The sequence below is a fragment of the Protofrankia sp. Cj3 genome (assembly GCF_917627355.1).
Classification (GTDB): domain Bacteria; phylum Actinomycetota; class Actinomycetes; order Frankiales; family Frankiaceae; genus Protofrankia.
In genome coordinates, this window is the sequence record NZ_CAKJTR010000034.1 from 1 (window position 1) to 9383 (window position 9383).

Below are 9383 nucleotides of genomic sequence, written 5' to 3' on the forward strand. Positions count from 1 at the left end.
GGGCGGGGCCGGCATCCCCCCGCGCCGGGGCCGGGCCGGCGCTGGCCGGCGGATCGACGGGCCGGCGCACGAGGACGATGGCGGTCACCGCGATGGCAAGGACGACAATCGACACCCAGTCGTTGAGGCGCATCCCGAGGAACGTGTGGGCATCGTCGATGCGCAGCGCCTCGACCCAGGCGCGTCCAGCAGTGTACAGAATCACGTAGAGGATGAACAGCTTGCCGCGGCCAAGCCTGCGGTGAGCATCCACCCACAGCAGGACAGCGGCGACGCTGACATCCCACAGCGACTCGTACAGGAACGTCGGATGGTAGAGCGAGACGCCGGGGACGACCTGATGCGCGGGGTCGATCCGCACAGCCCAGGGCAGATCGGTCGCCCGGCCATAGAGCTCCTGGTTGAACCAGTTGCCCCAACGCCCGATGGCCTGGGCAAGCACGAGCCCGGGGGCCGCGGCGTCCGCGAAGAGACCGAACGGCGTCCCGTGGCGGCGGCAGACGAGCCACACGCCGAGCGCGCCCCCGGCGACCCCGCCCCAGATCCCCAGCCCGCCGTGCCAGATCTTGAGCGCGTCGGCCGGATGGCCACCGTCGCCGAAGTACGCGTCCGGACTGGTGATCACATGGTAGATCCGCGCACCGACGATCCCGAACGGGACGGCCCAGGCCGCGGCGTCCGCGGCGAGGCCGGCCGGCTGACCGCGGGCCCGCAGGCGCCGGTCGGTGAGCACAACCGCGACCAGGACACCAATTATGATCATAAAGGCATACGCCCGCAACGGGATGGGGCCCACGTGCAGGACGCCCGTCGATGGGCTGGGAATCGCGGCTAGAACCACGAGGCCCAACGTATACCGCCGCTCACGCGGCCCGTTCTCGCCGTCGTCATAAAAGAAGCTCCGGTAACAGGCCTGTCCGGCTCGCGCCGCCCAGGCGCCGCCCTGATTGAACGCCCTGTTCCCGGAGCCTCTTCAGCAGGCGCTACCAGGCGCTACCAGGCGCTACCAGGCGCTACCAGGCGCTACCGGAGGGCAGGGGCCGGGGGCCGGCCCGGCCCGAGCGCACGCCGGTGGCGAGGGCGGCCACGGTCCCCCGCACTGCCGCGGCGGCGGCACCCGGATCGTCGCCCGCGCGGTCGGCGTCCACCAGCGCGCTCACCAGCGCCGAGCCCACGATCACCCCGTCGGCGAAACCGGCCACCTCGGCCGCCTGCGCGGGCGTGCCCACGCCCACGCCCACCCCGACCGGCGTGTCGCTGATCGCTCGGACCCGGCTCACCAGCCCAGCCGCCTGCGCGCCCAGCGTCGACCGGGCACCGGTGACCCCCATGAGCGAAGCCGCGTAGATGAAGCCTCGGCTGACCTCGGCAACCCGCGCGATGCGTGCGTCGGACGAGCTTGGGGCGACCAGGAACACCGGGTCGAGACCGACCTCGGCGGTGGCCGCGAGCAAGGGCTCGGCCTCCTCGGGGGGCAGGTCCGGAGTGATCGTCCCAGCACCGCCAGCCGCCGCGAGATCCCGGGCGAACGCGGTGACCCCGTACCGCTCGACCGGATTCCAGTAGCTCATCACCAGAGTGGGCACACCGGTCGCGGCCACCGCCTCCACCGTGCGCAGGACATCGCGGGTGGTGACACCACGGCTCAACGCCGCACCGGCCGCAGCCTGGATCACCGGGCCGTCCATGGTCGGGTCGGAGTAGGGCAGGCCGATTTCGACGATCTCCACTCCTGCCTCGACCATGGCCAGCATGGCGCTGATACCACCGTCGACCGAGGGAAAGCCCGCCGGCAGGTAGCCGATCAGCGCCGCTCGCGCCGCCTCGCGTGCCAGCACGAACGTGTGGCTCAGCCGGTCCCGCTCACCTGGTCGGCACTGGTCGCCTGATCGGCCTCGGTCACCCGCGAAACTCTGCACCGCACGTCCGTTCCGTTGTCAGCCGGTGACACGATCCGGTGAAGCCACCGCGGCCCGGCCAGCTCATGAATGATCAAGAAGGTCAAACCAGCGGGCCGCGGTGTCAACGTCCTTGTCACCGCGACCGGAGCAGTTCACCACGACGACCGCGTCAGGACCCAGTTCCCGGGCAAGATCGAACGCCCCGGCGAACGCGTGCGCGCTCTCGATCGCGACCAGGATGCCCTCCAGCCGCGCGACCGTCCGCAGCGCGTCCATGGCTTCGCGGTCGTCGACGACCCGGTAGGTCGCCCGGCCGGTCTCATGGAGCCAGGCGTGTTCCGGGCCGATGCCCGGATAGTCGAGCCCGGCCGAGATCGAGTGTGACACCTGGGTCTGCCCGTCCGCGTCCTGGAGCAGGAAGGTCCGCATCCCGTGCAGCACACCGGGCGCCCCGCCCGCGATCGCGGCCGCGTGGCGCCCGGTGGACACCCCGTCACCACCGGCCTCGAGGCCCACCAGCCGGACGGACGGGTCGGCGATGAACGGGTGGAAGATGCCCATCGCGTTGGAGCCGCCACCGACACAGGCCACCACCGCGTCCGGCAGCTGCCCGGTACGGTCGAGAACCTGGGCTCGGGCCTCCACACCGATGACCCGCTGGAAGTCGCGGACCAGCATCGGGAAGGGATGCGGCCCCATGACCGAGCCGATGCAGTAGTGCGTCGTGCCCACGGTGGCCACCCAGTCCCGCATGGCCTCGTTGATCGCGTCCTTGAGCGTCCGGCTGCCCGCGGCGACCGCCACGACCTCGGCCCCGAGCAGCCGCATCCGCGCGACGTTGAGCGCCTGGCGGCGGGTGTCCTGCTCGCCCATGTAGACCACACAGTCCAGGCCGAGCAGCGCACAGGCCGTCGCCGTGGCGACGCCGTGCTGACCGGCACCGGTCTCGGCGATCACCCGGCTCTTGCCCATCCGGCGGGCGAGCAGGCACTGGCCAAGCACGTTGTTGATCTTATGCGAACCGGTGTGCGCCAGATCCTCACGCTTGAGCAGGATGCGGGCGCCGCCGACATGGGCACTCAGCCGGGCCGCGTCGGTGAGCGGGGTGGGCCGGCCGGCATACGCCGTGAGCAGTCCGTCGAGTTCCGCGGCGAAGGCGGGATCGTCCCGGGCGGCCGCGTACGCCGCCGTCAGGCCGTCCAGAGCGGCGAACAGCGCCTCCGGGACGAAACGGCCACCGAAGCGACCGAAGTGACCGGCGCTGTCCGGCAGCGGGCCGCCCGGGAGGAGATCCTCAGGAGTTCGGCCGACGGTTCCAGCGGAAGTCATCGGCTGACTGTATCGGTCAACGCCCCACCCTGGTCGCCGGGTGAGCGCCCGCGGTGACGAGATCCGCGACCGCCTGCTGGGGATTGCTTCCCGTCACCGCGGCCTCCCCCACGAGAACCGCGTCCGCGCCGGCCGCCGCGTAGGCGAGCAGATCGTGCGGACCGCGCACCCCGGACTCGGCGACTTTGGTCACCTCCACGGGCAACAGCGGTGCCAGCTGGGCGAAGGTGTCGCGATCGACTTCGAGTGTCCGGAGGCTGCGTGCGTTGACGCCGATCAGGCGCGCACCCGCGTCGACCGCACGCGCGGCCTCGTCGCTGTCGTGCACCTCGACCAGGGCGGTCATGCCCAGCGACTCGACGCGGTCGAGCAAACCGATCAGGCGCGGCTGCTCCAGCGCCGCCACGATCAGGAGAACGATGTCCGCACCGTGCGCCCGTGCCTCGAAGACCTGGTACGGGGAAATGATGAAGTCCTTGCGCAGCACGGGCACGTCCACCGCCATCCGCACGGCGTCCAGGTCGGCGAGCGTCCCACCGAACCGGCGCCGCTCCGTCAGGACGCTCACCGCCGCCGCGCCCGCGGCCTCGAACTGCGCGGCGAGGGCCGCCGGATCCGCGATCGGCGCAAGATCGCCCTTTGACGGGGAGCGACGCTTCACCTCGGCAATCACCGAAACGGCCCGAGTGCGCAGTGCCGCGAGCGCGTCCCGTGGATCCGGGACACGCTCAACACGCCGTTTGAGCGTCGCCAGGGAGACCGTGGCCTCCCGTTCGGCGAGGTCGGCTCGCACCCCGTCAAGGATGTCGTCAAGGACACTCATCGGCCGGTGCCCAGGGCTGTCGCAGCCATGGCGCCGATGTTAGGCCAGCGGGCGGCCGGCGGCAGCAGGCCCCCATCGAGGATCGCTGACTGTCACACTCGGCGGTTGCCCGTTGGTTGGCACAAGCCGGAAACACACCGACATGGGCGAGGCGAAAACCGTCCCACGCCAGGCATGCTCGCCCTCTCCCTACGCATCGTGATTGTCCCGCCGTTGTCAAACGATCTCTGTTGCCGCCGAGAGTGAGCCGCGCCGACCTCGCCCCAGCCCGGCCCCAGCCCGGCCTCGGCCCGGCCTCGTCCAGACCGGGCCCCCGCGTCGGGCAACCGGCGGAACTGTCGATGGCGGAGCTGCCCGCACCGAGCAACCGGCGGCGAACAACCGGCGGCGCAAAAACGGCGAAATCGGTATGCGGCACCCCTGGCCACATGAACACGCCATGACCTACCATCGAACGCGGGTTCGATTACATTCGATGAACCACATCCAGCCGGATCTCTACCGCGGAGGTAACGATGGAGGCGGGCATGTTCCGTGACCCACGGCCTGGCAGCCGAGCTCGATCGGTGCGCTCTACCGCCGCCGCGGCTGAGAGCGTGTGTGAGATCGGGCTTTCGATCAGTGAGCCGCGGCCAGGCGGCCCCTGGCAAGGCGGAAGGCCGAAGCGATACCGAATGAGTTGTATCGGTGTGGCCGACAACGCGGCCAAGGCGCGCCTGGGCGCGGCGAGCCGGAATGACGATCTCACACGCGCTCTGATACCGGCGCCATCCCGGCCGGCTGGGTGCTCCCCGGGGCCACGCGACCGGTGCCGCGGCGGCCATCCACGCCTGCTGGGCGCGACGCGGGCGCCCCGGTCAGGTCGGGTCGTCACCCCGGTCGATGGCCTCCCAGACATCGACCGGTCGGGCTGTCGGGCTCTCATACCGGACGGACAGCGTCGACCAGGTATGTCCACGGAGCGCGACGATCGCGCCGCCCAGAGCGAGAAGCGCTCCCCCGCAGGTGGCAAGCCACGGCGCGGCTGTGCCCCGGATGTCGCGCAGGTTGGTGGTGACGCTCGGGGTGATCTGGCGCACCTGGGTGGCGACACGCGCGGCCGGCAGCGGGTCCGCGGCGATGCGGCCGGCGACGATGGCGACTGCCGCGCCGGCCAGCAGAACCAGCAGACCGACGAGTACACGCCCCCTGCGTCTGGTGGCGGCGGTCGCAACCACTCCCGCGAGCCCGACCAAGCCCAGCCCGGTCACGGCCGGGGCAAGATCCGATCCGGACAGCCGTACCGCCAACGGTGCGGCCGTGACCGCATCCTGTGCCGCGGCCCCGGCCGCCACACTCAGCTGTACCCAGGTCGCCCCGACGGTGACAAGCACCAGCACAGCGCCCAGCAGGCAACAGAGCACCGCCGCAGCCATCGCCCGCCGCCGTCCACGGTGGCCTGGGGACATGTCGACGGGTCGCTGATGGGTGATCATATCGGCGAACGCAACGACTCTGCGATCTCGATCGCCCGCAGCACCGCCGCCGCCTTGGTACGGCTCTCGTTGTTCTCGGCCACCGGCACGGAATCGGCAACGATTCCGGCGCCGGCCTGCACGTAGGCCCGCCCGTCGCGAAGCACAGCGGTCCGGATGGCGATCGCGGTGTCCAGATCGCCGCCGAAATCCAGGTAGCCGACCACACCCCCGTACAGCCCCCGGCGGGTTGACTCAAGCCCCTCGATGATCTCCATCGCACGCACTTTCGGCGCGCCGGTGAGGGTGCCCGCGGGAAACGTCGCCGTGAGGACGTCGATGGCCGAGCGGTCCTCGGCAAGTTCACCGATCACCGTGGAGACAATGTGCATGATCTGCGAAAAACGCTCAACCGCGGCGAACTCGACCACGCGCACCGAACCCGGCGTGCAGACTCGTCCCAGGTCGTTGCGCACCAGATCGACGAGCATCACGTGCTCGGCCCGCTCCTTTGGGTCAGCCAGCAGCTGCGCGGCGAGCTCAGCGTCCCGCTCGGCCGTGGCGCCACGGGGACGGCTACCGGCGATCGGGTGCAGCAACGCCTGCCGGCCCGTCACCTTCACGTGTGCCTCCGGCGACGACCCGACGACATCGTGATCATCAAACCGGAGAAGGTACATGTAGGGGCTCGGGTTCGACGCCCTCAGCACCCGGTAGATATCAAGAGGCGCGGCTGTCGTCTGCCGCTCGAAGCGCTGGGAGACCACGATCTGGAAACACTCACCGGCCAGGATCTGCTCGATGGCGGCCTCGACGGAGGCTTCGAAGCGCTCTGGCGAGGTCCGCGACGCGAACCCGGCGAGCGAGAGGTCTGGTGGCACCATGGTGGTCGCGACCGTCGGTTCGGTCCACTTGCCGAGGTCGGCGGTCATGACCTCGAGCCGATGCACGGCGTCGTCGTAGGCCGTGTCCAGATCGCCGTCCCCGGTGAACACGTTTGCGATCAGCAGACAGGACCCGTCGCTGTGATCAAATACCGCGAGATCGGCGGTCAGCATCATGCGCAGCTCGGGCATGCCCAGGTCGTCCACGCAACCGGACGGCAGCCGTTCGACCCGCCGGACGATGTCGTACGACAGATAGCCGACCAGACCACCGGTGAGCGGTGGCGCGTCCGGCACCGTGGGAGTACGCAACGCCAGCTGAACCGCGCGAAGTACCTCGAGCGGGTCACCACCGGTGGGAACGCCCGACGGCGCCTGGCCGCCCACCCAGACGGCCGACCCGTCCCGTTCGGTGAGGGTCGCCGCGGCCCGGACACCGATGAACGAGTACCGCGACCACACCCCGCCGTTCTCGGCGGACTCCAGCAGGAAGGTTCCAGGTCCCCCGGCGAGCTTGCGGTAGATCCCGACCGGGGTCTCGCCGTCGGCGAGCAGGCGGCGGGTGACCGCGACCACCGGGTACTCGGCGGCGAGCGCGTGGAAGCCGGCCCGGCCCGGAATGATCTCACCTGTCGTCACGACTCGGCGCTCCTCGGGGACTTCACGGTAACGGCGACGGCCGGCAGGCTCCGGTTGTCGAAACATGTCCGGCTGCCCGTGTGGCAGGCCGATCCCACCTGTTCCACCCGGACCAGGACGGTGTCCCCGTCACAGTCAAGGGAGACCGACCGGACCAGCTGGCGGTGGCCGCTGCTGTCCCCCTTGACCCAGTACTCACGACGGCTGCGGCTCCAGTATGTGGCCCGCCCGGTGGTGAGCGTGCGGTGCAGCGCCTCGTCATCCATCCAGCCGACCATCAGCACCTCGCCGGTGTCGTACTGCTGCGCGACAGCGGGGAACAGGCCAGCCTCGTCGCGCTTGAGCAGACCGGCTATGGCGGGGTCCAGACGGGACGCGGGGACGCACACGTGCCCATTGTGCCGTGCTCGGTCATGGCAGGTCACCGGCCACGCCCGCCGTCCACGAAGCGTGCAGGCGCTGATACACACCGGGGACGGCAACGAGTTCGGCGTGGGCCCCCCGCTGGACGATCCGGCCCGCGTCAACCACCACCACCATGTCCGCGGCCTCCGCGGTGGACAGCCGGTGGGCGATCGTGACCGATGTCCGCCCTCGGGTCAACGCGGCCAGCGCACGGGCGAGTCGCACCTCCGTGGCCGGGTCGACCGACGATGTCGCCTCGTCCAGGACGAGCAGGTCCGGTACCGCGACATGGGCACGGGCGAGGGCGACCAGCTGACGTTCTCCGGCGGACAGCAAGCTCCCACGTTCACCGACCCGGGTGCGCACACCGTCGGCGAGCCCAGCGATCCAGTCCGCAAGCCCCAGCGCGGTGAAGGCGTCCGCAACATCGGCGTCGCCGGCCTCCGGGCATCCGTAGCGAACGTTGTCCGCGATGCTCAGATCGAACAGGAAGCCATCCTGCGGGACCATGACAACCCGCCGACGCAACGAGGCGAACCGGACCTGCTCCGCGGGCACACCGCCGAGCAGCACCTGGCCAGCTGTCGGGTCCATCAGCCGCGTGAGCAGTTTCGCCAGGGTGGTCTTGCCCGATCCCGTCTCACCGACCACGGCGACCCTGGTCTGTGGCGCTATGTCCAGGTCGATGGCCTGCAGGACGGGCGGTCCTCCTGGATAAGCGAACGCGACACCGTCGAAACGCACCCCGAGCGGGCCAACAGGAAGATCTTTTCCAGTTTCGGAGCCAGGGTCACGGACATCCTGCGGTGTGTCCAGCACATCAAGGACACGGCGCAGGCCCGCAAGCGCGTTCGCGCCCTCATTGAGCACCTCGGTCAGCGTCTGCAACGGCACCACGAACAGGGTGACCAGGAACAGGAAGGCCACCAGCCGGCCAGCGCTGAGATGACCGTCCACCCCGAGCAGCACCCCGCCGACCACCACGGCGCTGGTCGCGCATGCCGCCACCAGCTCACCGGCCGAGAAGACCGTGGCGACCAGCCGCTGCGCATCGGTCTGCGCCGATCGGTAGCGGTCGACGGAGGTGTCGACCCGCGTCTCGGTGCGCGCCTGAGCGCCGTAGGCGCGTACCACCGCGGCGCCGACCACGGACTCCGCAATCGCGCCCAGCATGTCCGCAACCCGCTCTCGAACCGCCCGGTAGCGTTGCGCAAGGAGCGGCTGAAAGCGCCTTACCGCAACAGCCATCGGCACAAAGGAGGCGTAGACAACGATGGTCAAAGGCCAGGAATAGATCGTCATAAGCACGGTCGCGATCAGCATCTGCCCGGAGGACAGCAGCAAGATCATGCCGCCGAGCTGCAGAAACTGCGACATCTGGTCAACATCGCTGGTCACCCGCGAGGTGAGGGCTCCCCGCCGCTGCTCCAGCTGGGTCAACGCGGACAGACCGTGGATGTGCCCGAAAACACGTATCCGCAGTGTCGCCAACGCAGCCTCGGACATCCGATACAGGCGGACGTTCATGCGGTAGGCCGCTGCGGCCGTCACCACGATCGCCAGCATCGCGCCCGCCGCCGCCCAGCCGACCACGCGCAGCTTGGGCGCTCCGTGCAGCAGGCCGTGGTCGACGGTCTGCTGGACCGCGATCGGGATCACCACTCGTCCCGTGGTGGCGATGAGCGCAAGAGCGATGGTCACCGGCAGGCCCGCGGTGAGCTCCGGTACGAGCCGCCGGATCTTACCGAGCGTCGCCCCCAGCGACTCTCCAGACCGGGCCGGAGCGCTGCCGGTGCCGTCGGGAGCGGCAGCCGGGTGTCCCTCGTTGCGGGTTCCGCGGATCACGGAGCCGCTCTCCGGCGCCATGCCATCCAGCCGGGGATCCGGATCCTCCTGGCGGGGCGCCGGAACGGTGACGCTCACCGTGCCACCGCGGCATCCTCAACAG

The 9383-nt window shown here is 70.2% G+C and carries 8 protein-coding genes; all 8 read right to left on the reverse strand.

All coding sequences use genetic code 11. From position 1 onward, the window contains the following. The coding region (gene lgt / locus MJ783_RS06910; RefSeq protein WP_239309330.1) for a prolipoprotein diacylglyceryl transferase at positions 1–841 on the reverse strand (841 nt) is incomplete at its 3' end. Between the two features lie 172 nt (positions 842–1013). Beyond that, positions 1014–1919 carry a tryptophan synthase subunit alpha gene (gene trpA / locus MJ783_RS06915; protein ID WP_370651471.1) on the reverse strand — a complete coding sequence of 302 codons (906 nt, stop codon included), beginning with the start codon at positions 1917–1919 and terminating at the stop codon, positions 1014–1016. A gap of 63 nt (positions 1920–1982) precedes the next feature. Then, a complete protein-coding gene (trpB, locus tag MJ783_RS06920; RefSeq protein ID WP_239309331.1) occupies positions 1983–3230 on the reverse strand; it encodes a tryptophan synthase subunit beta in 1248 nt (415 codons plus the stop codon). 16 nt (positions 3231–3246) lie between these two features. After that, complete coding sequence (trpC, locus tag MJ783_RS06925; RefSeq protein ID WP_239309332.1) at positions 3247–4053, reverse strand: indole-3-glycerol phosphate synthase TrpC; 807 nt, start codon at positions 4051–4053, stop codon at positions 3247–3249. 857 nt (positions 4054–4910) lie between these two features. Then, entirely contained in the window at positions 4911–5468 is a 558-nt protein-coding gene (locus tag MJ783_RS06930; protein WP_239309333.1) for a Trp biosynthesis-associated membrane protein, read from the reverse strand. A 56-nt stretch (positions 5469–5524) separates the two neighbouring features. Continuing rightward, entirely contained in the window at positions 5525–7030 is a 1506-nt protein-coding gene (locus MJ783_RS06935; RefSeq protein ID WP_239309334.1) for an anthranilate synthase component I, read from the reverse strand. After that, on the reverse strand, positions 7027–7419 hold the full coding sequence (gene hisI / locus MJ783_RS06940; RefSeq protein WP_239309335.1) for a phosphoribosyl-AMP cyclohydrolase: 393 nt from the start codon (positions 7417–7419) through the stop codon (positions 7027–7029). Before hisI ends, MJ783_RS06935 begins: the two co-directional genes overlap by 4 nt. Positions 7420–7441: 22 nt before the next feature. After that, positions 7442–9301, reverse strand: coding sequence for an ABC transporter ATP-binding protein (locus MJ783_RS06945; protein WP_370651472.1), 1860 nt, complete (start codon positions 9299–9301; stop codon positions 7442–7444). Positions 9302–9383 lie beyond the last annotated feature (82 nt).